This is a genomic window from Stenotrophomonas sp. CFBP 13718 (assembly GCF_014842145.1).
Classification (GTDB): Bacteria; Pseudomonadota; Gammaproteobacteria; order Xanthomonadales; family Xanthomonadaceae; genus Stenotrophomonas.
The window spans coordinates 223,315-245,719 of sequence record NZ_JACYVC010000005.1 but is presented as its reverse complement, the minus strand read 5'-3'; the positions used below and the strand labels follow the sequence as shown (position 1 = coordinate 245,719).

Annotated in this window: 18 protein-coding genes and 1 pseudogene; 5 read left to right on the top strand and 14 right to left on the bottom strand. The window is 61.4% G+C overall.

Going from position 1 to position 22,405, the window contains the following annotated elements; all coding sequences use genetic code 11:
- Positions 1-27: 27 nt before the first annotated feature.
- Complete coding sequence (locus IFT58_RS10740; protein WP_192094850.1) at positions 28-1,476, bottom strand: DUF4832 domain-containing protein; 1,449 nt, start codon at positions 1,474-1,476, stop codon at positions 28-30.
- 377 nt (positions 1,477-1,853) lie between these two features.
- Here IFT58_RS10740 and IFT58_RS10735 point away from each other — a divergent pair, with 377 nt between their 5' ends.
- Positions 1,854-2,405, top strand: coding sequence for a CPBP family intramembrane glutamic endopeptidase (locus tag IFT58_RS10735; RefSeq protein ID WP_192094904.1), 552 nt, complete (start codon positions 1,854-1,856; stop codon positions 2,403-2,405).
- A 43-nt stretch (positions 2,406-2,448) separates the two neighbouring features.
- On the opposite strand, the gene IFT58_RS10730 is transcribed toward IFT58_RS10735, so the two are convergent.
- From IFT58_RS10730 to IFT58_RS10700, 7 genes are all read right to left on the bottom strand, one after another.
- Positions 2,449-2,829, bottom strand: a complete 381-nt coding sequence (locus tag IFT58_RS10730) for a hypothetical protein (RefSeq protein ID WP_192094848.1) — start codon at positions 2,827-2,829, stop codon at positions 2,449-2,451.
- 364 nt (positions 2,830-3,193) lie between these two features.
- Entirely contained in the window at positions 3,194-3,799 is a 606-nt protein-coding gene (locus IFT58_RS10725; RefSeq protein WP_342029555.1) for a TetR/AcrR family transcriptional regulator, read from the bottom strand.
- Positions 3,796-5,073, bottom strand: coding sequence for a beta-ketoacyl-ACP synthase II (gene fabF / locus IFT58_RS10720; protein ID WP_192094845.1), 1,278 nt, complete (start codon positions 5,071-5,073; stop codon positions 3,796-3,798). Before fabF ends, IFT58_RS10725 begins: the two co-directional genes overlap by 4 nt.
- 36 nt (positions 5,074-5,109) lie before the next feature.
- Positions 5,110-8,175 carry an efflux RND transporter permease subunit gene (locus tag IFT58_RS10715; protein WP_192094843.1) on the bottom strand — a complete coding sequence of 1,022 codons (3,066 nt, stop codon included), beginning with the start codon at positions 8,173-8,175 and terminating at the stop codon, positions 5,110-5,112.
- Positions 8,172-9,284 (bottom strand): efflux RND transporter periplasmic adaptor subunit, encoded by a 1,113-nt coding sequence (locus IFT58_RS10710; protein ID WP_192094841.1) that lies wholly within the window; start codon positions 9,282-9,284, stop codon positions 8,172-8,174. The genes IFT58_RS10715 and IFT58_RS10710 overlap by 4 nt, the downstream gene beginning before the upstream one ends.
- A gap of 64 nt (positions 9,285-9,348) precedes the next feature.
- Positions 9,349-9,975, bottom strand: a complete 627-nt coding sequence (locus IFT58_RS10705; protein WP_192094840.1) for a TetR/AcrR family transcriptional regulator — start codon at positions 9,973-9,975, stop codon at positions 9,349-9,351.
- Between the two features lie 9 nt (positions 9,976-9,984).
- The gene (locus tag IFT58_RS10700) at positions 9,985-11,229 is read right to left on the bottom strand and encodes an MFS transporter (RefSeq protein WP_192094903.1); all 1,245 of its coding nucleotides are present in this window, start codon (positions 11,227-11,229) and stop codon (positions 9,985-9,987) included.
- A gap of 186 nt (positions 11,230-11,415) precedes the next feature.
- On the opposite strand from IFT58_RS10700, the gene IFT58_RS10695 reads away from it, so the two are divergent.
- Complete coding sequence (locus IFT58_RS10695) at positions 11,416-12,339, top strand: LysR family transcriptional regulator (protein ID WP_223203015.1); 924 nt, start codon at positions 11,416-11,418, stop codon at positions 12,337-12,339.
- 105 nt (positions 12,340-12,444) lie between these two features.
- Here the strand turns inward: IFT58_RS10695 and IFT58_RS10690 are convergent, their stop codons facing one another.
- The 3 genes from IFT58_RS10690 to IFT58_RS10680 all read right to left on the bottom strand — a co-directional run bounded on the left by IFT58_RS10690 (position 12,445) and on the right by IFT58_RS10680 (position 16,355).
- A complete protein-coding gene (locus IFT58_RS10690; RefSeq protein WP_188326994.1) occupies positions 12,445-12,846 on the bottom strand; it encodes a tautomerase family protein in 402 nt (133 codons plus the stop codon).
- Positions 12,847-13,131: 285 nt separating this feature from the next.
- Positions 13,132-15,471 carry a UvrD-helicase domain-containing protein gene (locus IFT58_RS10685; protein ID WP_192094838.1) on the bottom strand — a complete coding sequence of 780 codons (2,340 nt, stop codon included), beginning with the start codon at positions 15,469-15,471 and terminating at the stop codon, positions 13,132-13,134.
- The gene (locus IFT58_RS10680) at positions 15,468-16,355 is read right to left on the bottom strand and encodes a hypothetical protein (RefSeq protein WP_192094836.1); all 888 of its coding nucleotides are present in this window, start codon (positions 16,353-16,355) and stop codon (positions 15,468-15,470) included. The genes IFT58_RS10685 and IFT58_RS10680 overlap by 4 nt, the downstream gene beginning before the upstream one ends.
- A 210-nt stretch (positions 16,356-16,565) precedes the next feature.
- On the opposite strand from IFT58_RS10680, the pseudogene IFT58_RS10675 reads away from it, so the two are divergent.
- Positions 16,566-17,573 (top strand): annotated as a pseudogene (locus tag IFT58_RS10675) (IS30 family transposase); the annotation flags it as partial.
- Between the two features lie 153 nt (positions 17,574-17,726).
- The gene (locus tag IFT58_RS10670; protein WP_192094833.1) at positions 17,727-17,963 is read left to right on the top strand and encodes a hypothetical protein; all 237 of its coding nucleotides are present in this window, start codon (positions 17,727-17,729) and stop codon (positions 17,961-17,963) included.
- Between the two features lies 1 nt (position 17,964).
- Here the strand turns inward: IFT58_RS10670 and IFT58_RS10665 are convergent, their stop codons facing one another.
- The 3 genes from IFT58_RS10665 to IFT58_RS10655 form a co-directional block, all read right to left on the bottom strand.
- Complete coding sequence (locus IFT58_RS10665; protein WP_192094831.1) at positions 17,965-19,167, bottom strand: MFS transporter; 1,203 nt, start codon at positions 19,165-19,167, stop codon at positions 17,965-17,967.
- Positions 19,168-19,268: 101 nt separating this feature from the next.
- Positions 19,269-20,174, bottom strand: coding sequence for a LysR substrate-binding domain-containing protein (locus tag IFT58_RS10660; RefSeq protein WP_192094830.1), 906 nt, complete (start codon positions 20,172-20,174; stop codon positions 19,269-19,271).
- A 103-nt stretch (positions 20,175-20,277) separates the two neighbouring features.
- Positions 20,278-21,381, bottom strand: a complete 1,104-nt coding sequence (locus IFT58_RS10655; RefSeq protein ID WP_192094828.1) for an alkene reductase — start codon at positions 21,379-21,381, stop codon at positions 20,278-20,280.
- Positions 21,382-21,491: 110 nt separating this feature from the next.
- Here IFT58_RS10655 and IFT58_RS10650 point away from each other — a divergent pair, with 110 nt between their 5' ends.
- Positions 21,492-22,400 (top strand): LysR family transcriptional regulator, encoded by a 909-nt coding sequence (locus tag IFT58_RS10650; RefSeq protein WP_192094826.1) that lies wholly within the window; start codon positions 21,492-21,494, stop codon positions 22,398-22,400.
- Positions 22,401-22,405: the final 5 nt, after the last annotated feature.

The following is a 22,405-nucleotide window of genomic DNA, read 5'->3' as shown; positions in this document are numbered from 1 at the left end:
GGAAGCCCTCTTAATGCTCCTGCGGGCTCAGTTGACCTGCACTTGTCCCAGGGGCAGGCGGCGCTGTGTGTCCTGGCCGTCGTTCTGGGGGGCGATGTTGCGGCGGCCCGGCGCGTCGTCGGCCAGCGCCAGGCGCAGCGAATAGCTGCCTGCCGTCAGCGTGCCGGGCACGGTGAACGTCGTGCTGCGTGCCTGCACCGTGCCGGGCATGATCTCGCTCAAGGCCACGGCCGGGATGGAGGTGCGGGCCTTGGTGCTGCCGTCGGCCGCCACCCAGTGCAGTTCCACGTGGTATGCGTTGTACAGCGGGGCTGAGCCATGGTTGGTGATGTCCAACTGCAGCGCGGCCTGCTGGCCTCGCACCTGGGTAGTGGGCCAGGTCACCTTGGTAATGCCCAAGCGATAGCCGAGGTCGCGCTTGATGTCCTTCAGCTTGCTCGCATTGCCGCTGGTTTCGTGGGCACCCGCCGGGCCGAGGAAGCTGAAGTGATAGTCGCGCAGCAGCTTGCGCACGTTGGCGGTGCGGTTGATCCAGGTGTTCTTCTGGTCGGTGTTGGGGCTCTCGCCGCTGATCGGATTGACCATCCAGTTCTGGCGCGCCGCCGGCACCTCGTTGGTCAGGCCGTACTCCAGGTTCCACCAGCCATCGTCGCTGCAGTCCGGCATCTGCGGGCTGAAGGCATTGCACTTGCCAGTGAAGGACGGGAAGTAATCTTCGTGGAAGCCGAACATCGCCGAGCCCACGTCCGATGCGCGCGCATAGCGCGTCTGCAGCGGGGTCTTGATGAAGGCTGCCGTGTACGCGTCACGGATCAGCGAGCGTGTCTGCGCGTTCGGCTGCAGGTCGTCGCACCCGCTGGTGTGCCACTCGCCCCAGAACCCCAGCAAGCCGACCTGGATCGCGGTGATGCGCGGATCGCCGTCGAAGCGTACGGCCAGCGCCTGCACGAACTGCTGCATCTGCTGTCGCGCCGCCGGGTTGTTGTAATCCAGGCTGCGGATGGGGCCATCGGAATCGCACTTGGCGCGTACCGTGTACGGAATATTGAGCGGCGCCTGTTCCAGGAATTTGGGATAGTCGCGCTCGTTTTCACCGCCGGTGTATTGCGCGTCGATCTGGCTGGCGGCACTTTCCGGATAATCGGCCACCGGGCGCAGCACGAAGGTCGCCAACGGATCGTCGGCGAGGATCGGCTGCAGGTAATGGGTTTCCACGGCATTCCAGTCGAATACCTGGTCTGCGGTTTCGATGATCCGCCACGGCAGGTACACGTGATAGATGTGCGCACCGTGGAAGTTGTCCACGCCGCCATCCACGGCATAGGAACTGCCCCACAGCATGAAGCCGCGGTGCGGGTTGTCGAACTCCTGGGTGGATACGGCCGGGGTCAGGGTGCCGGCATGGGCACAGGCGGCGCTGAGCGCGCTCGCCAGAACAGCGGCAGCCAAGGCTGCGCGGACGGGACGTGACGACATGGACTTACCTCTTCAGGTGCGCGGGGAAAGACGGCAACGAGGGGGCGGTGCATGCGGGCTGTGAGTCGTCAGGCCGCATCTATGGCGGGATTGACGGTAGCTTATGTTTCGTTATGCATCAATAGCGAAATATAACGAGCGCATCACAGTTTCGATAACAAGGTCGATGCATGTCCTCTGGCACGGGGAACCGCCGATACGGCTGGCTACGCTTGGGCTCCCTGTCCTGATCACGCACTCGCATGCCTCCGCTTGGCCACCCTGCCCCACCACCACCCGCCTTGATGTCCGCGCTTTGCCATCCGCTTGCGCGCATCGCTGCCATCATGTTCATCGGGGCCCTCGCCCACTTCCACTGGCTGTCCTTCCCGTGGCGGATGCCAGTGGTGGGTGCTCTTGCGGTCGGTCTGGTCTGGCTGGAAACGCGCTCATGGGACGCCTGCGGACTGAAGCCGCGCTCCCTGCGCGCGACGCTGGGCTGGATCCTCCTTTTGCTGGTGATCGTGATCGGGCTGGTCAATCCCTTCGTGCAGCCGCTGATGGATCAGCTGACCGGGACCAAGGCCGACTACAGCGGCTACGGCGCGCTGCGGGGAAACATCGCCGCCGCCGCCCAGCTCGTCGGCGGTGCGTGGCTAAGTGCCGCAGTAGGAGAGGAACTGGTGTTCCGTGCCTTCTTGATGCATCAGCTGGAGCGCCTGGTCGGCCGCCTGCGCGGCGGGTTGCTGCTCGCCGCGCTGCTGGGTGGCGCGGCCTTCGGCCTGATGCACGCGTCGCAGGGCCTGTCCGGCGTCCTGCTTACCGGCGTGGTCGGCGTGCTCTTCGGCTATGTGTATCTGCGCTACGGGCGCAATCTGTGGGCGATGATCGTGGCGCATGGCCTGACCGATACATGGGGCGTCGCTACGCTGTATCTGGGGTGGTATTGATACGGCAGCGTGCAGTGCGCCTCGCAACGTCCCGACGACGCGCTCACAACGTGCCGCTCAGTGCATCGCGCGAGGTCTTCAGCAGATCGCGCCCTGCCACCAGCAGACCCTCCACCAGGTGCTCGCCGATCACCGGCTCGTCGGCTCCGTCGGCGGCGTCGATATGCGCGGCATGGAGGATCTCCAGAATGGCGTCCAGACCGGAGAGCTTGCGCTCGATCATCATCAGATGAGCGCGTTTGCCGCCATTGATGTGACCGGACTGCTGGGAGGCTGATGGCACGACGGGATGCCCGGCGTACTGCGCGTCTTCCTGGGCCTTCAGGATGCCTTCAAGACGGCTGACGAAACGTGGCGGAAGGTCGTGTACGGCTTCGCCGATCACGGCGTACAGGCGTGCGCCGGCAGTGAGTTCTACAGACATGAAAGGCCTCGCATGCGGCCGCCAGCGCACAGGCGCTGGGCGGCGGACGGTGCGGGTTGGCATACCGGCGTCGTACAAAGCAGTTAACCGGCGGATCATGCGATCCCCCGCACCGTCCGCCAAAAGGATGGCACGAGGGCGCATGCTCCGCCGTGCCCGAAGGCGACAACAGAGATGCTTTGATAACGACGTTCGGGATGCCAATCCCGGCTGGCCCTGCGGGTCAGCACCGACATCGTGGGTGGGACGGCCTTGAGCGTCCATGAGGATTGCTGCGTTTCTCGTCATGGCATCGCATCAGAACCAAGGCGTTGCTGACAGTCGCCGCGACGGGCTGCCTCGTCCGCAGGGCGTCGAAGGCCCTCTATCCGAGCGGGCAGGCCTGGACAACGAGCGCTTCGGTCATCCCACGTCTGAACATCGGTGATGGGCCACGCGGCAAGCCCTGTTCTTCCGCTACCAGCCGGACGAAGGTCTCACCGTCATCCCACATCTTCAGCTGTGGTGGCGCGTTTGCAAACGTCCGCGCTGCCAAGGCCAGAAACGGGTGCAGCACCGTCTCCCAGCGGGCGAAGTAAATGCTGTGATCGTGCTCAGAACGTGCCAGCGCCTGGCAAAACGCCCGGCAGCCTGGATGCGCGGCAAGGCGCGCCATGCCCTCCAGGATCCGCTGCAACGCCTTGGCGGTAGGGGCGCTGTTCGGCAGGTCCACGTCCGCGGCAGGGAGTCCATCAAGGTGGCCGTCCATCACCACCCGGTAAAGGGATTCCTTGTCACGGAAATATGCGTAGATCGTCGCCTTGGTGATTCCGCACCCGTCTGCAATGCGATTCATCGTCGCGTTCTCGAAGCCGCAGTGCGCAAACATCGTGCTGGCGACCTCCAGAATGCGCTGCCGACTTCTCGATCTCGCATCTTCCCAGCGCAACGCCGTTCTGCTGGCACTGTGCGCGGGCCCGCAGATGCTCACAGGCGTTTGAACAACGCGCTGGCATTTACTCCGCCGAAGCCAAACCCGTTGGTCAGCGCGAACTGGATGTCGGCCTTCTGGGGTTGCCCGCAGACAATCGACAGCCCAGCGGCGAGCGCATCGGGATGCTCCAGGTTGAGCGTGGCAGGCACGATCTGATCGCGCAACGCGAGCACCGTAAAGATCGCCTCGATGCCACCCGCACCACCCAGAAGATGTCCCGTGCTCGACTTGGTGGCGGCGATCAGCAGATCGGCACGCGAACCAAACAACGCACGCATGGCGGCAAGCTCTGCCCGATCGCCCACCTGGGTCGAGGTTGCGTGCGCGTTGATGTGGTGGACCTGGTCCGGAGAAATGCCGGCCTGGGTCAGCGCAATCTCCATCGCCCGCCGCGCGCCGCTGCCGTCGTCGGGCCCGGCAGTAAGGTGATACGCGTCCGACGTCGTGCCATAGCCGACCAGTTCTGCCAGTGGCGTAGCACCGCGCGCCAGCGCATGATCCAGCCGCTCGATCACCAACAGCCCTGCCCCTTCAGACATGACAAACCCGTCCCGCTGCTCATCAAACGGGCGAGACGCGGCGTGGGGCGTGTCATTGAACGACGTGCTCAACGCCTTGGCAGCAGCGAAGCCGCCCAGACTGACCCGGTGCATCGCGGCCTCGGCGCCGCCGCACAGCGCGATGTCCGCCTCGCCGGAACGAATGAGGCGCGCCGCATCACCGATCGCTTGGACGCCTGCCGCGCAGGCCGTGACAGGGGCGCCCTGCGGACCCTTGAAGCCATAACGGATCGACGCCTGCCCCGCCGCCATGTTGGCCAGGAACGTGGGCGCAGTGAACGGCGACAGCCGGCCAGGCCCCCGGCTTTCGTTGGTGTGGACGGCATTGACGATCGATCCGAACCCACCGATGCCGGTGGCAATCACCGTCGCGGTTCGCAGCAGCCCGCGCTCATCCGCTTCGCGCCAGCCCGCCTGTTCGAGCGCTTCGTGGGCGGCGACCAGCGCGAACTCGACAAACCGATCCATCTTCTTGAGGTCCTTCGGCGCGATGATGCCGGTGGAATCAAAGCCCGCTTCCGGGTCTTGAAGACGATCAGGTACGCGACCACCGACTGCACAGCCGGTTCCCTCCGCAAGCTCGGCACCCAGCGACCCGATGCCAGAGCATCCGGCCAACAGGCGCGACCAAACCGTTTCAACGCCGCAGCCGAGTGGGCTGACCGCGCCCATTCCGGTCACCACGATGCGATCTTTGTCAGCAATGCTCATGAGTCACTTCCCATATAAAAGAGGTCCGGGTCGCTGTCAGACAGCGGGGGCTTTTCCCGCCCGGACCTTGAACCAGATGGCATACATCGCCGGGAGGAACACCAGCGTCATCACCGTGCCGGCGATGGTGCCGCCGATCAACGTGTAGGCGAGCGTTCCCCAGAACACCGAGTGGGTCAGCGGAATGAACGCAAGCACCGCCGCCAGGGAGGTCAGGATCACCGGGCGCGCGCGATGCACCGTCGCCTCGATGATGGCGTGGAAGGTCTCCATCCCGGCTGCTTCGTTCTCGTGGATCTGCCCGATGAGGATGAGCGTGTTGCGCATCAGGATGCCCGACAGGGCAATCAAGCCCACCAGCGCATTGATGCCGAACGGCTGCTGGAACAGCAGCAGGGTCGGCACCACGCCGATCAGCCCCAACGGACTGGTCATGAAGACCATGATCATCGCCGAGATGGAGCGTACCTGCAGGATGATGATCAGCAGGGTCACCGCCAGCATGATCGGGAACAGCGGCAGCATCGCGCTCATGGCCTTGCCGGATTCCTCGATGGACCCCGCCTGGGTAATGGCGTAGCCCTCGGGCAGCGAGGCAATGAGCGGCTCAAGCTGCATGCTGATCGCGGTGGATACGTCCGGTGGCTGCAGCGCATCGTCAATGTCACCGCGCACGGTGATGGTGGGAACGCGATCACGACGGCGCAGCACCGGCTCTTCCATCCGGACCTCCACCGCGCCGATCTGGGACAGGGGCACGCGCTGGCCAGCCGCCCCGACCAGGGTGAAGTCCGCAATCCGAGCAGGATCCAGCCGTGTTTCCCCGCCGGACCGCGCCACCACTTCAACGGTGCGGATGTCCTCGCGAACCGCCGTCACCGGCACGCCACTCAGGAAGAACTGCAGCTGCTGCGAAACAGAGGCCGAGGTCATCCCCATCGCCTGCAGGCGGTCCTGATCCAAGGTGAAGTGCAGCGTCGGCGTGCGCACGCCCCAGTCGCTGTTGACGGTGCGCATCATCGGGCTGGCGTGCAGGGTCTGCTCGACCTTGGCCGCGATGCCACGGATCACGTCGACATCTGGTCCGCTGACCCGATAGGCCACGGGATAAGGCGAATAAGGACCAAACACCAGCTGCGTCACACGCACGCTTGCTTCCGGTGCCAGCCCCTCGGACACCGCCTGACGCAGCTTTGCTTTCAGGGAATCGCGCTGTTCCTGGCTGTCGGTACGCACCACGATCTTGGCAAACGCGGGATCCGGTAGTTCCGGCGAGATGGCCAGATAGAACCGTGGCGCCCCTTTGCCGATGTAGGCCGTGACGATCTTCGATTCTTCCTGCGCAGAAAGCCATTTCTCGACCTTCCGCGTCGCCAGGCTGGTCTGTTCGATGGCCGTGCCGTAGGGCATCTGCACTTCGACCAACACCTCCGGGCGATCAGAGATAGGGAAGAACTGCTTCTTGACCAACCCCATCCCCACCACCGAAAGCACGAACAGCGCAATCACCGAGCCAGCGGCAAGCCACTTGCGCGCAATCACACGCGCCAGGATCGATCGGAAACGGTGGTAGCGCGGCGTGTCGTAGAGACTGCTGTGCCCGCCTTCGACGGTCTTGAGTTCGGGCAGCAGCTTCACGCCCAGGTAGGGCGTGAAAAACACCGCGACCACCCACGACACGATCAGCGCGATGCCCACGATCCAGAACATGTTGCTGGTGTATTCGCCTGCGGTGGACCGGGCAAAGCCATTGGGCATGAAGCCCACGGCGGTCACCAGCGTGCCCGCCAGCATGGGGGCTGCCGTGTGACTCCACGCGTAGGCCGATGCCTTGACCCGGCTGTAGCCCTCTTCCATTTTCACCACCATCATTTCGATGGCAATGATCGCGTCGTCGACCAGCAGGCCGAGTGCCAGGATCAACGAACCCAGCGTGATCCGGTCAAAGTTCTTGCCGGTGGCGGCCATCACCATGAACACCGCAGCCAGCGTCAGCGGCACGGCCGCCGCCACCACCACACCCACCCGCCAGCCCATGCTGACGAAGCAGACCAGCATCACCACCAGCAGCGCGGCGAAGAATTTCATCATGAACTCGTCTACCGACGAGCTGATGTTCACCGCCTGATCGGTGACCTTGTCCAAGGCCATCCCCACCGGCAGCCCGTCGTTGATCTTCTTGACCTCTGCATCGAGGGATTCACCAAGATCCAGGCCATTCCAGCCGTCACGCATGACGATGCCCAGCAGCATGGCCGGCTCGCCACCGTTGCGGATCATGAAGGTCGACGGATCCTCATAACCCCGCTTGACGGTGGCAATGTCCCGCAGCTTCAGCGTCCTGCCCTGTGCCACGATGGGCGTATCCCGGATCTTTTCCAGCTGATCCAGCGCACCATCCAGGCGAATGAAGATCTGCGGCCCTTTGGCCTCCACAGAGCCGGCCGGCGTGAGGGCGTTCTGGCCGTTCAGCGCCCCGAACACGTCCTGCGGTGTGATGCCGAGGTTCGCCAGCCGCTCATGGGACAGCTCCACATAGATGCGCTCGGACTGCTCGCCAATGATGTTGACCTTCTTTACACCGGGCACGTGCAGCAATCGCTGGCGCAGGGTCTCCGCATCGCGCGCGAGTAAACGGAAGGGCTCCCCCTTCGCTTTCAAGGCGAACAGCGCGAAGGTGACATCCGCATATTCGTCGTTGACCATCGGACCGATGACGCCCGCCGGCAGATTGGCGGCTTCGTCCGCCATTTTCTTGCGCGCTTGATAGAACTCTTCCTGCACGGCCGAAGGGGGCGTGCCGTCCTGCAACGTCAGCGTGGTGAAGGACAATCCGGGTCGGGTGTAGGTTTCGCTGCGGTCGTACCACCGCAGCTCCTGCAGGCGCTTTTCCAGCTTCTCGGCGACCTGATCCTGCATTTCCGTCGGCGTGGCGCCCGGCCACGCCGTCACGATGGTCACGACTTTGACGGTGAACGCGGGGTCCTCGGCGCGGCCGAGCTGGAAGAACGAGACGATGCCGGCAACAGAGATCAGAAAGATCAAAAAGACCGTAATGGCGCGCTCGCGTACCGCAAGCGCTGACAGGTTGAAGCCACTCACGGACGCACTCCGTCTGCCGCGGCGTTGCTGGCCGTGTCAGCCAATCGAACCAGCTGGCCTTCGCGCAGCAGATGGGCGCCAAGGGCCGCCACGCGATCCGATGCGTTCAGGGCACCCGCAACCAGGGCGTGGTCATCGCCCAATTGCTTGACCGCCACCGGCATCCAACGGGCTTTGAGCGGCTTGCCGCCGATCACCCAGACGCCGGGGCCGGTGCCGGGATCGAACAGCGCACCCAGCGGCACTTCAACGCCTGCGGACGCGCCGGCAGGTACAGCACCGGCCATCTCTACGGCCACTGTTGAACCCAAGGGCAGCGCCGTGCCGCCCTCTTCCAGGGTGTAGCGCGCTTCAAACGTGCGGGTTGCGGGGTCGGCCGATTCAGAGAGCACGCGCAACCGGGCGGGAATCTTGACGCTCCCCCCGAACGCGGACGCCGAGGCCACCGAGCCGATCGAGGGACGCAGCATCTCGGGCAGTTGGACCAGCGCCTCTCGACTACCTGCACGGGCAAGCCGGGCGACGATCTGTCCCGCCGCGACGACCTGGCCGGGCTCCGCAGCGATGGACATCACCACCCCATCGGCATCGGCGACGAGCACGGTGTACTGGCTGGCATTGCGTGCAACCCGGGATTGCGCCTCGGCCGCCTTGAGCTGCGCCGATGCTGCATCTGCCGCCGCTTTGATCTGATCGTAGGCCGACCGGGACACGACGCCCTTGGTCGCCAGATCGCGGTACCGCACTTCGTCCGCGGTGGCCTGCACGCTTTGCGCCCGGGCCGCGATAACGGCTTGCTGTTGCGAGGCCGCTGCCAGGTTCAGATCAAGCGGATCAATCCGGTAGAGCACGTCGCCGCGCCTGACGGTCTGACCGGTCTCTACGAGGCGCTCGGTGACTTTGCCCCCCACGCGAAAGGCGAGATCGCTCTGCACGCGGGCGGCGATGGTACCGGTAAACGTGCGCGCGTTTCCTGCGGCCGGTTGCACCTGAGCAACCCGGACGATGGGCGGAGCGGTCCGGGGGTCGACGTCTTCCGACTTTCCGCACGCCACAAGGAACAACGGAACAACACAGGAGAGGGCTGAAACTACAAGACGGCGCCGCATACGGTCTTCCGGAATGGATATCCGGATGCATTCTGTTCCTAGTGACCGTTTTCGTCAACAGTCACTACCGTTGTGGCGCAAGGCTCCGCAGGACCAGCTGCTGCAGCGCTTGAGGATGTTCAGCGTGCAACGCCTTCAGATGGGGAAGCGTTACGGGGTTCAGGTACGGGGCCAGCACCTGATAGACCGCGTGGCTCGTCATCTGCAGGTCTGACACGGTCTCGAACTCGCCCGATGCACGCCCCTCTTTGAGGATGTCCTCGACCTGTTTCCGGATACGGGCCTGGTAGGCCTGCGCCGAGGGCCACTGATCGGTCGCGGCCGCGACCGCGATTTCGTAGAGGCGCCGGTCCTGCAGAAACAGCCGAAGACTGGACTCGACAATCACCGTGAACAGCACCTGCAGCTTCTCTGGCGGCGCAGCCGTCGCACTAAGGGCCTGATGCACGTCCGCTTCGATCTGACTCAGGCAGTTGGCACAGATCACTTCGCCAATGGCCTGCTTGGACGGGAAGAACTTGTAGATGTACGCCTTCGAAAAGCCGATGGCCTTGGCCAGGTCGGACACCGTGGTCTTGTCATAACCGTAGTGGCTGAAGTGCGCCGTGGCCGCCTCGATGATCTGGGTGCGCACATCATGCTCAGCGGGGCCGCGGACGGTCTCGGGCGCTGCGGAGAGTGGAATTGTCATTGCGGGAGGTTAGCGCTGCTCGGTTTTGTGGGCAAATGAAGGCGCTGGCACCGGAGCAGAAAACCCGTGCCGCCTGGCTGCCCACACCACCCCCAGCGCCGCCATCAAAAGCCCCAGCAAGGCGGGCGGGAAACCGTGGACGCCCACCCGCTCAAGCAGCACGCCTCCCACCAGGGCGCCTCCGGCAATCGCCAGGTTCCACGCCGTGACCAGCATCGCCTGTGCGACATCTGCAGCGTCCCCTGCCACGTTGGCCAATGCTGTCTGGAACAGCGTCGCCGACCCACCGAACGCCAGGCCCCAGGCTGCCACCGCCACATACACGACCTTGGGCGCATCACCGGCCACGCCGAGCGCCAACGCGGCCATTCCGAACAGCGCCATGCTGGCGAGCGTCAGTGCACGCAGCCGACGGTCGATCAGTACGCCAACGATCCAGATCCCCAGCAGCGACGAGACGCCGAACAGCAGTAGCACCACGCCCGTCCGCTCCACCATGCCCGCCGCCGCCAGAAACGGCGCGATGTAGGTATAGAGAACGTTATGCGCCAACACGAAAGCCAGGACGACGAACAGGACCGGGCGCACGCCGGGCAACGTGAAGACCTGTCGCAGCGACGACGCCCTGCCGGCGGGCTGGCCTGCAAAATCTGGCAGTTTGATGCGCGCCCACACCATGAGCACCAGCGCCAGCGCGCTCATGATGCCAAAGCACATCCGCCAGCCGACCAGATTGCCAATGTAGGTGCCGGCGGGCACGCCCAGCGACAGCGCCAACGGTGTGCCGACCATCGCAACCGCAATCGCACGGCCCTTCTGATGGGCCGGAACCATGCGCGCGGCGTAACCGGCCAGCAGCGCCCACACCAGTCCGGCCGACACGCCCGCCACAAAACGCGCCGCCATGGTCAGGACATAGCTGGCAGAAAATGTCGTCACGGTATTGGCCACTACAAAGCCCGCAAGGGCCGCCAACAACAGGGGTCGGCGACGTAGGCCCTGCGTCGAGGCCGTCAGTGGAATCGCCGCCAACAGGGAACCCACAGCGTAGAGGGTGACGGTCTGCCCGACCCAGGCTTCAGACACCGCCAGACTGTGCGCCATCTGCGGCAACAGACCAGCAGGCAGCGCTTCGGTCAGGATGGTAATGAACGCCGCCATCGCCAGCGCCAGCAGCGACGCCAGCGGCAGGCGCCCCTGGGCGGCAGAGCCCCTCTGCGTCGTCAGGGTTGCGGGGCGGCCGTCAGCCAACATGGGACGGAACTCAGCCTGCTCGACACGCTGGGCCAGCGATGAAGGCCGGAGATGTTCGCGCAGAGAAATTGGATGACGCGCCATGGCATTGAACTCGTTTCGTGGGTCAGGTCATGACGATAGATACCGGGCGATTAAAGAAAAACTGGGCTACAGTTCCTCGATGTGCGGAACACCTTGTCCGCAATGGACAGTGAAGAAATCATGGACAGCCTGAGTGGCTTCGTGGTGTTCGTGCAGGTCGCCGAAACGCGGAGCTTCGTCGCGGCGGGACGGCTGTTGGGCGTATCGGCGTCGGCGGTGGGGAAGAGCGTAGCGCGGCTGGAAGAGAAGCTGGGGGTGCGCTTGTTCCACCGCAGCACGCGCAGCGTCACGTTGACGGCCGAGGGCACGCTCTTCCTGGAGCGCAGCCGCCGCATCCTGGCTGAGATTGAAGCGGCCGAAATGGAACTGTCGCAGGCCAGCGCCGCCCCGCGCGGACGGCTGCGGATCAGCCTGCCGCTGGTCAGCTCGCTGGTGCTGCCGGTGCTCGGCGAGTTCATGCGGGCATACCCGGAGATCGAGCTCGATCTGGACTTCACCGACCGGATGGTCGACGTGATCGAAGAAGGCTTTGACGCGGTGGTTCGCACGGGCGAGCCGGCCGATTCACGCCTGTCGGCCCGTCGGCTGGGCGCCTTCCAGATGCGACTGGTGGCCTCGCCGGCGTATCTGACGCGTCGAGGGACACCGATGGCGCCAGACGATCTACGGCAACACACCTGCCTGCACTACCGCTTTCCCAACAGCGGCAAGCTGGAGACCTGGGCACTGGGGCAGGCATCAGGTGACCCAGAGTTACAGCTGCCCACGTCGATGATCTGCAACAACATCGAGACGCGCGTCTGTTTTGCACTGCGCGGGCTTGGAATTGCCTACCTTCCGGACTTCGCGGTGCGCGAGCCGTTGGCTGATGGCCGGCTCACGCCGATCCTGAGTGACTACGTGCAGCGCAGCGGCGTGTTCCATGTGCTGTGGCCGGCGAGCAAGCATCCCTCGCCGAAGATCCGGGCGCTCGTTGATTTTCTCTGTGAGCGGGTGTTTCCGGATGTGGAGAGCAGGGGAATTTGAGTGGGCAGTCGGCTGCATCGCTCACTTTTTCGGATGCGGCCGTAATCCAAGGGCATCACCGTCAGGCCAGCCGCAACGAAATCCTGAAATGCGCCGATAAGCGTCTTAGAGCGAGACACCAGAGATGTAACGGTACTCTTGCGTCTTCCCCTCATAGCCCCACGCGTCTGCATGCACTTCGTGGATCACGATATAACTCGCAGGCGCCAGTGGCCCGAAGATTTCAGCCACCGCATCAAAGACCTGACGGACGTACTGGGACTTTTCATTCTTGGTGTTGGTCCCCTCGGTTACCTTGATGTCCAGGTAGAACGTCACCACGTCCTGCCCCGCAACACGCTTGCCACCGATGTACCAACTTTCAGGCGACGTTGCCTTTATCTCGACCGAAGTAAGCTCGCGCTTCTTGCCGAGCACGGTCGCCGTAAGCTCCGTGAGGACACGTGCGACGTCGTCTGACTGGGCTTGCGATGCGTCCGCAGAGACATGAAAACTGAGATACGGCATACCGGGACTCTCCGAAGGTGGCGAACGTGCTCACTGAAGTGTACCGGACCGGGATGGTCAGTCACACGCACGCCCTAGCACCCGCAAGAAAGTATGATTGCACGCTATGCTCGCGCCTCGTCGATATTTTACCAATCACTACAACGCAAGCCACTGAAAGATGCCGTGGCTCACCTTCATCTCAAAAGTTTTTTAGAGAGTACGCCCCCCATTTGCTAGATTTTTTGAGTAAGAGCCGAGCTTCTCGATGACGGGAAACTCGACAATATCGATACTCCTTACATCCTACTCGTCGCTTGCACCTTGCGAATTGGACAATACACCGCGCTGCACAGCTTCTGACAAGATGGCAGTGAGAGCCGCACCTCGCGACAGCGCGACGACAACACGATATCTGGCGCGCGTAACGGAAAGATATATTTCTCGAAGCACCTGCTGCTCGATAGCAACAGATAAAGTCTCATTATCAGCCAGACGAGGCGGGGTGACTCCTTGCTCGAGCCCCACCAGCACGACCGCGTCGAATTCCTGACCGCCAACGTATGCGGGTCGAGTCAGTACGACCACAGGCTGTTCAGCCGGAATTCTAGTTCCGCGAGTCTCCAGTATCTGTAGAGGTAGATCAGAGCCCTGCAACTCCTCTCTAACCTGATCCCAGTACTGGTCGGCATGAACAATTACCGCTATCTGACGAATATTCGACTTCCGGAGGTCGCGAACACGCTTAAGTACGAACTTACCCAGAGACTGCTTAGCGTCGGCGACAGACTCAACACGTGGACGCTCGGCCAGCGGATGATCGTCTTTCTCAATCTTATCTGCGATCGCCGTGAAATCGGGGAAGTCTGCGCCGAAGAGATCCGTACTGTGTTGGATAACGAAGAAGGCCAGTTCAACAATCGACTTCGTCGATCGGTGGATGGAGCTCAAACTCTCGCTCGTCATTCCCTCCATACCCAAAGCGGCAAAACCTGCAGACGACTGCCCATATATAGATTGCGCTTCATCCAGCGCCAGCGCCACCGGCACATACCTCCTCGCCCCGTTTGAGAGCAACGGAATTATCCTTCTCTCATTCTCATTGAAGAGCTGCGTCTCATCGACAAAAATATAGTCATAGCCCTGTTTTCGCCGCCTCAGATCCCAGATTGGGGTCCTTATCCTACCCAAAAGAGATATCGCCATATCGTCCGAGTCCAAAACCTCGTTCACTTCGAACACTTCTCGATGATAGTCTTCGTAAATTGAGAATAGAAGTTCTCGGTCCGCCTCATCCAATGCCGCATGAAGCCGACTAAGCGGACGGGATGAGTGTACATAGCGACGCCGATCTCGCGTCAGTCCCTGCCCCTTGATGACGAGAGATATCTCACTCATCACAAGAATGGCTAAAACGCCTCTATTCTTGTGATCCAGCTTCATCGGTCCAAATAGCCGGCCTAACTTGGAGCAACCGGATTCAAGACGAGCTTCGAGTGCGGTCAGGACCTGGGAGTATTGATACTCCTTTGCGCCATGTGCATCCACATCAATCACACTTGTATCTTCAAGCTCCAGCATGTCTCGCGCGAACTGACTGAGAGTCTTTATTTCGAGAATAGACCTGTCGGCAGATAGTAGAACATCGCTTAGCAGAACATCAAAGCGCTGCCTAACCATCTTAGACATTGCGTCGTTATGGACGAGATAAAGGATACGGACATCGTTTCCGATCTCAGCAGCTTTTCGCAATCGACGAACGCATAAAAGCTGCATTAGCAAAGTTTTTCCAGAACCACCCGGACCTACGATACGAATCGGATGCCGCTCAAGTGCGTCGGAATTTAGGATTCTCCGCTGGGCCTCGGTCAATGTAGTTGTGGACCCTATCCAGTCAGTATAGGTCTTACTCATTGCCTGCAGCCTCGCGACTCCATCAATGTCGGAATTGGCTACTGCAGTCTCAACGTTCTCGAACGACGACACATCCCCGTGCGATTTAAATGCGGCAAGATAGTCTCGTATAGCTGAGAACAGATGCCCGCCAGCAATCTTTGATTTCCGCCCCACAGCGATTGCTGCATTTGCTCTCGCAACTAAGATATCAAGCTCACGTCCCGCATCCTCAGCAACGCGCTCCAAATCGCGCCAAACCGCGCTCGGACCCACGCAGACGATTGCCTGCTGTCGCTGCTTCTCCTGAAGAACAGTCTTCTCAAAGTAGGCAAGACTCAACTGTCTTGCGTCGGTACCCCGAGCGGCCAAACAGGTGTGTACACCGTTTGAAGCCGTCCGTGGAAAGAGTGCCGCGTCTATCAGCAACATCTGGAGCCGCTGACTGACGAGATACAGCACACGCTCAAATGCCACTCGAGTGATAGCAGGCACCTCACAAAGACCCAATTCGCCATCAAGCCTCACAAAGCCCCAAGACTCATCCCCCGTGCCAGTTAGATAGTCTGCATTCCACATGGCCACGAGCTCCACGTCAGGCGCAGAGATGTGCAAGTTGGCATCAACGAACTCCGCACCATCTAAAATCTCTGCAGCGTCATCGACAATTATCGAGCGGTACACGGCGTCAATTATTTGCGGCTTTCCCAGCATCCAGGAAGCGACAGATTCGGAAATCGCAAGATATCTCATTTATACGCCCCAATTTGCGTTGAGTACTCAGAAACTGTTTCCGAGGAAAAATCGGGAGATCCCATTCGAACATGAAGGGACGTAAATCTGCTTACCAAATCCGGTACGAAGAGCGCCTTGAGGCGACCGATTCGCATCGGTCTAATAGGCGCGTGGACCACGAGAGGAAATTCGCCAGCCATGCCTGCTACAGCCGCCGGCCAATCGCGGTAATTCGGCTCCTGCGCGAGCTCAAGAAGCTCTACCGGGATAGACATCGCGTACCTAAACAAGGCGACGCAATGTTCATTGATGACGCTAGTTTCCGCAATTCGCCCATCGCTGGGCAAGAAATGCAAGTCGTTGGAGTATGCGTTTCTCACAATCTCCCTCACAGCTCGATCGAAGTCTTTTACGCCCAATATCTCACGCAGCTCCTGAACAGTCCGATCGTCGCACCTCTTCCTTATGGAGATAATGTGATTAATCGCACCTATAACCCTTTTATAACATTGAGCGTTCTTGACTGATTTACATGTGGAAAGTTCATCGGTCGCGCTTCGATGTAGCACTTTGAGCGCTTCAATGGGCGGAAGAGAAACCCCCCTTAGGCCATCGAATGCTGACGGATCGAGACCCAGGCTCTTTACTTGCGCCTTCAGGACACGAAGCACTTCGACCGAGAACGCCCTTCCAACCAAATAGTCAGAAAGATTGACTATCGGCAAATAGGTCAATGTCTCGACTTTTCTATTCGCCAAATCGCAAGCAGGCGTTATGACGAGCCCCTTTAGTGCGACTAGACCTAGATGGCCAAAGGCCGGTAGACCTTCCCAAATATCGCCCACATCGAACTGCGCTGGCGGTAGCGAATCATAGTAATTAGCCCCTGAGACCTTAAGCATGCACCTTCCTTGGATTGCAAAAGAGCATAGTAGCGCGTTCGTGCACAGGTTAAAAAGGGGCGCCGCTACACTGACACGTGAGGCCATGTGTAGCTTGAATCCTCCGCCCTGTTCGCTCTGGCAATGCGCACGAAGAATTCCAGATGTTCTGGCTGAACAGCTTAGACTCAATTTCCAAGTGCAACACCCACTAACCAGTAGGGTGTCAGCATATCCAAGCATTACTACCATTTGAGCGCGGAAGAGCGTGCCGTCGTCCAGATCGAGATCCAGGATGGCAAGAGCATGCGATCCATCGCCAAACGTTTGGGCCGCAGTCCCTCGACCCTCAGCCGCGAGATAGCCCGGCAAGGTGCGGCGGCGTACAGCGCCACCGAGGCCGGTAAAGCCTATCGCACGCGCCGACTATGCCCTGTCCGGCGTCGCAAGCTTATCGGAGGCAGCGAGCTGTCTCAGTTCGTTCGTGATCACTTGGTGCTGTATCCCTGGTCGCCCCAGCAGATTGCTGCCAAGCTTCGCCACATGCATCCCGACGACTCCAGCCAGCGCATCAGCCACGAGTCTATTTATCCCAGCATCTATGCCCACCCGCGCGGAGGGCTGAAGAAGGAGCTGGTGGAAGCACTTCGGCAGAGCAAGCCGACGCGGGGTCTGCGCCGTACGACGGCAGCGAAGCGGACGTGGGTTCCTGAGCAGCTGCGTATCGTGCATCGCCCGGAGGAAGTGCAGCAACAATTGGTTCCTGGCCACTGGGAAGGCGACTTGATCAAGGGGGCTTTCAATCGCTCCTGCGTAGGGACACTGGTCAAACGAAAGACGCGTTTTGTGATCCTCTGCAAGATGGACGGATGCACAGCTGAAGCGGCACTGGAGGGCTTCAGTCGCCAAATGAAGAAGCTGCCTAAATCCATGCGTACCAGTTTGACCTACGACCGAGGCACGGAGCTGACGTGCTACCCAGAGCTGATGGGCCGCCTGGATATCGACGTGTGGTTTGCTGATCCACACGCGCCCTGGCAGCGCGGCAGCAACGAGAACACCAACGGGTTGCTTCGGCAGTTCCTGCCCAAGGGCATCGATCTGTCGAGTGCGAGCCAGGAATATCTCAACCAAGTTGCAATGCTCATGAACACACGGCCCCGCCAGACGCTGGGCTGGAAGACACCCGCCGAAGTGATGGACAAAGAGATCGCTGAATTTAGATCACGTGTTGCGCTTGCTTCTTGGGACCGCCAAGCCACTGAAAGACCGATAGCTCGCGCCCATCTCAAACACTTTTGCTACAAGTCCGGCGACCTCACCTATGGCGACCTGTTTTGAATACGAGCCGCCCTCTTCGATGACGGGGAAGTCGACAAGAACGATGGTGAGATGACTCGCATCTTCAACGTCGTCTGGAATGCCCTCGGTAAAATAGAACTGGACTGTGTTTCCGGAACCATCCGTGATACCGAGAAAGTTACCCTCCACCCCTCGGACTTCATCGGACCAGACCAGCTGTGTCTGCGCGAGATCAAGCTCCACGGGGGCATCAGACGTTGGCCCTTCGCCGCAGTCATTCCAGTACACCTTCATGCCAATCCCTTATTTTCCAGTGCCAGTGTTTGAGTCAAGTGCCCTGCCCGGCTTGTTGCGGTATGTCCTCTGAAGGCTCGCTCATCCACCGCCTCTGCAGGTACAGCACCACGACGGCCAGCACCGCGGCCGACGCCCCCGTCAGCGGGACGGAAGCCAAGGTCGCAAAGCTTATCGTGAGGCCTCCCAACGCACCACCCAGCGCGGTCCCCAGATTGAAGGAAGCGATATTCAATCCCGCTGCCACCGAGCTGTAGGCGGGAATGAAGCGCTGAGCCAGCCGGAGCAGACGAAGGGTCAGCAGCGTCACAATAGAAAAGAAGCAGATGCCCAGCGTGCCGATCAGAATCATCATCGGGACCGGCATGCGTGCGAAGCCCCACAACCCCAGCAGATTCAGCGCCAATGCGATCAACGCAAATCGGATACTGCGATCCACGTCCATCGCGTCGGCAAGGAATCCGCCCAGCAGATTGCCCGCGATCGCACAGACGCCGAACAACAACATTCCCAGGCTCAGCCACTGCATATTCACCGCAGTTACCTGCTGCAAGTAGGGCGAAACAAACGTAAAGAACGCGAAGGTGGCGATGCTGACGAGTGCGCCGATACTGGCCGTCACCAGCAGCTGGGGATGGGCAACCGCCTGGATGCCCTTCCACGCGCCACCGCCGGTTGAGTCCACCGCGACCTCGCCGCGTGGCATGGACAGTGCCAATCCCAGCATTCCCCCCACACTGAGTACGCCGATGGCCAGGAAGACCACCCGCCAACTCCACAGGCTGCCCAGATAGGTGCCCAGGGGAACACCGATTGCCAATGCAAGCGTCAATCCGATCCACACCACCGACAGCGCCCGGCCTGACCGCTGTGGATCCACCAGCCTTGTCGCTGCGTCGGAGGCCACCGCCATGAACACGCCGTGGCCCAGGCCGACCACGAAGCGAACAACCAGCAGGAACACCAGATTGGGTGATGCGCTCATCAGCAAGCTGCCCACCCCAAGCAACGCCGTTGCCAGAAGCAGGATGTTCCTGTCCCGCCAGTGGGCGACCAGCGCAGTGAGGAAAGGCGCACCGATGGCGGCGCCCAGTGCATAGGCGGCGATGGCCGTGCCAACCAGGGAGATCGGTGCGTCAAGGTCGTCGGCAAGCGCGGTCAACAGGCCAGCGACAACGAACTCGGAAAGGCCGAACGCGAATGCGCACAGCGAAAACACATAGATGGCGGCAGGCATTGAAAATCCTCAACAGCAATGCTGCCGAAGCGTAGTGGCTGGCGTGGCGCTGGTGAAGGACGCTCTACATACCGCAGCAAGACGCGGCGCGTCTTGTCAGGTCACGACGCTGACAGACTCTGCAGGACAGCCTGTATCAGCCGGTCGCGGAGTGTGGATGCCCGGGTTTCGTTCCACGCCATGAACAGGTCCAGGCGGGCCATTTCATCGGATGGGTCCGCTTGGAGTGGGCGGAACACTACGTCTTCCCGCGCAGTCGTCGCCAAGGACGCGGGGAGCAGTGCCACACCAAACCCGGCGGCCACCAAGGCGATCAGGGTCTGCATCTGTCGGCCGTGCTGCACGATGCTGGGAACGAACCCTGCTGCCTGGCAAAGGCTGATCAGCTGGTCATGGAACCCCTTGCCAAGCGTCCGCGGTGAGGCGACGAACGCATCGTCCTTGAGCGACGCCAGCTCAATGGTCGGGGCCGCTTCCAGCCGATGGCCGGCGGGCAGCGCCACGTAAATCCGTTCGCTGGATACGGTGGCCATGCGCAAGTGCGGGACAGACGTTCCTGGCGTCCGCATGAATCCGATATCCGCCCTGCCCTGTTCCAGCGCGATGACCTGCTCCTGGGTTGTGGCTTCCACCATGGTGAACGCAATGCCGGGGCAGGCGTTTCGAAAACCGCGCAGTGCTCGCAGCAGAGGGGTATAGGGCGCAATGTTGATGAAAGTCAGCGTGAGGTGGCCCTCAATCCCCTGCGCAACCCGTCGCGTCTGCGCTACCCCCTCCTCCAAAGCGCTCAGGGTGGTGCGCGCCGTGAGAAGAAATGCCGCACCGGCCGGGGTCAGCGCCACACTGCGATGGGTGCGCACGAAGAGAGGTGCACCGACAGCGCTCTCAAGCTTGCGGATCGCCTGGCTCAGCGGGGGCTGCGCCATGTGCAACCGCTCAGCAGCCCGATTGAAATGGAGCTCTTCGGCAACGGCAACGAACTGCTGGAGCAGGCGGGTCTCTATCACTGAAGCACCACACCTCTGGTTTCCCTGGATCGGGCGTGTTCAACATAGCAAATCAGTGAGCGGATGATCGCCCCTTCCGAGGCCGATCATCCATCTCTAACGGTCAGGTAGCCCGCGCGTAATCGGTGTACCCCTCTGCGCCGCCGCCGTAGTACGTCGCGCGATCAGGCAGCGCGAGCGGAAGGTCGCTCTCCAGGCGCTCTACCAGGTCGGGATTGGCAATGAACGGCTGGCCGAAGGCTGCCAGATCGATTACTCCCTCCTCGACCAGCCTCAACGAGGATTCGCGGGTCATGCCACCGGCCAAGATAACGACCCCGGCGTAAGCACGCTTGAATGTGCGCAGGAACGCTTCGTCGAATGCTGACTCGCCATGGGACAAATTGTTGTTGAGGTGGACGTACGCGAGATCCCGGGTGGCCAACTCGTTGGCGAGGTACAGATAACTGGCCTCGTTCTCCGGGTACTCCGGCATGTCGAACTGACGATTATTCGGAGCCAGGCGGATACCCACCCTGCTCGACCCGATCCGGCTGGCGATCGCATCGACCGTGTCCAGGATCAGGCGCGCCCGATTCTGCAGCGAACCACCGTAAGCATCCGTCCTGTCATTCGTCACCGGGTTGAGGAACTGCTCGAACAGGTAGCCGTTGGCAGCGTGAATCTCGATCCCATCAAAGCCGGCCTCGCGCGCCCGCTGGGCCGCCTCGACAAAGTCGCTCACAACCCGTTGCACCTCTTCGGTTTCGAGTGGGCGCGCCTGACCTGGCTCCGCCGTCCCACGCGACCCGTCTTCGCGGTAGATGAACGCAAAACTCTTCGAGCTGGAAGCAACCGGCCGGCTGCTTGCGCTGACCGGTGCCGCACCGCCAGGCTGCAGAGAGGAGTGCGACATGCGCCCTACGTGCCACAGCTGGGCGAAGATCTTGCCCTGGTCCGCATGCACTGCGTCGGTCACACGTTTCCAACCGGCAACCTGTTCCGAGGACCACATCCCCGGGACATCAATGTAGCCCTGACCTTCCGGCGACACGGGCGTTCCCTCGCTGATGATCAAGCCCGCACTGGATCGCTGTGCGTAGTATTCAGCGGTCAAGGCGTTGGCAACGCAGCCAGGGTTCCGGGCGCGAGTCATCGGCGCCATCACGACGCGGTTGCTCAGCGGTGTTCCAGCGAGGTCAAAGGGTGCAAACAGCTTGGGTGTCATAACGGACGTCTCAAACGATGTAGTGACTACCAAGATAAGGTTGACAGGATGCGGCATAAAGGAGCCAACTATCCCCTCATTAGGGAACACAATTCCCCAATAGGATCCGCATGCTTGCTGTCGAATCCCTGACAGGTTTGACGACCTTCGTGACCGCCGCCCGGTCGACTACGTTCACGGAGGCAGCCGAGACGCTAGGGATATCGCGGTCGGCCGTGGGCAAGGCCATCGCGCGACTGGAGAGCAGGCTGGGGGTGCGCCTCTTCCATCGCACGACGCGGCGAATCGCCCTCACGGCGGACGGCGAATCCTATTTCGCCACATGCGCTGCCGCGTTGGAGGAAATCGCCAGCGCCGAGGCATCTTTGGCGTCCAGGTCATCCCTGCCTGTCGGAAGGCTACGCATCGACATGCCGACCTCGTTCGGGCGCCACGTACTCCTGCCGATATTGCTGCGCATCGGTGCTGCGCATCCCGACCTCCACTACACGCTGACGTTCACGGATCATCTGGTCGATCCCGTTGAAGAAGGCATCGATCTGACGATTCGATTCGGAGCGCTCGAACATTCAGCCAGTCTGGTTGCGCGCAAGCTTGGCCACCAACGGTTGGTGCTTTGCGCATCACCTTCCTATCTCCAGACCTTCGGGGTGCCCCGAACGATAGATGAACTCCGCACCCATCGCAGCATCGTCGGACTCCGCTATGGACAAGCCGTCCCGTGGCGCGTCGGCCCAGAGAATATGAAGCCTGGGTTTGTTCCGAGGGGGACGCACCACCTGAGCGATGGCGATGGGGTCATCGCAGCTGCGGTCGGCGGTCTTGGCATCTGTCAGATGCCCATTTCCCTGGTGCGCCCCTATTTGGAGGCAGGCTCACTGCAGCTGGTCCTGGAGGACTGTGCGCAGCACTACATCGAGATTCACGCGCTGTGGCCTCGCACACGCAATCTGCGTCCCAAGGTGCGGTACGTCGTGGATGAGTTGCTCAGGCTTTCGGCTGCGGGGGTGTTTGACTGACCTCC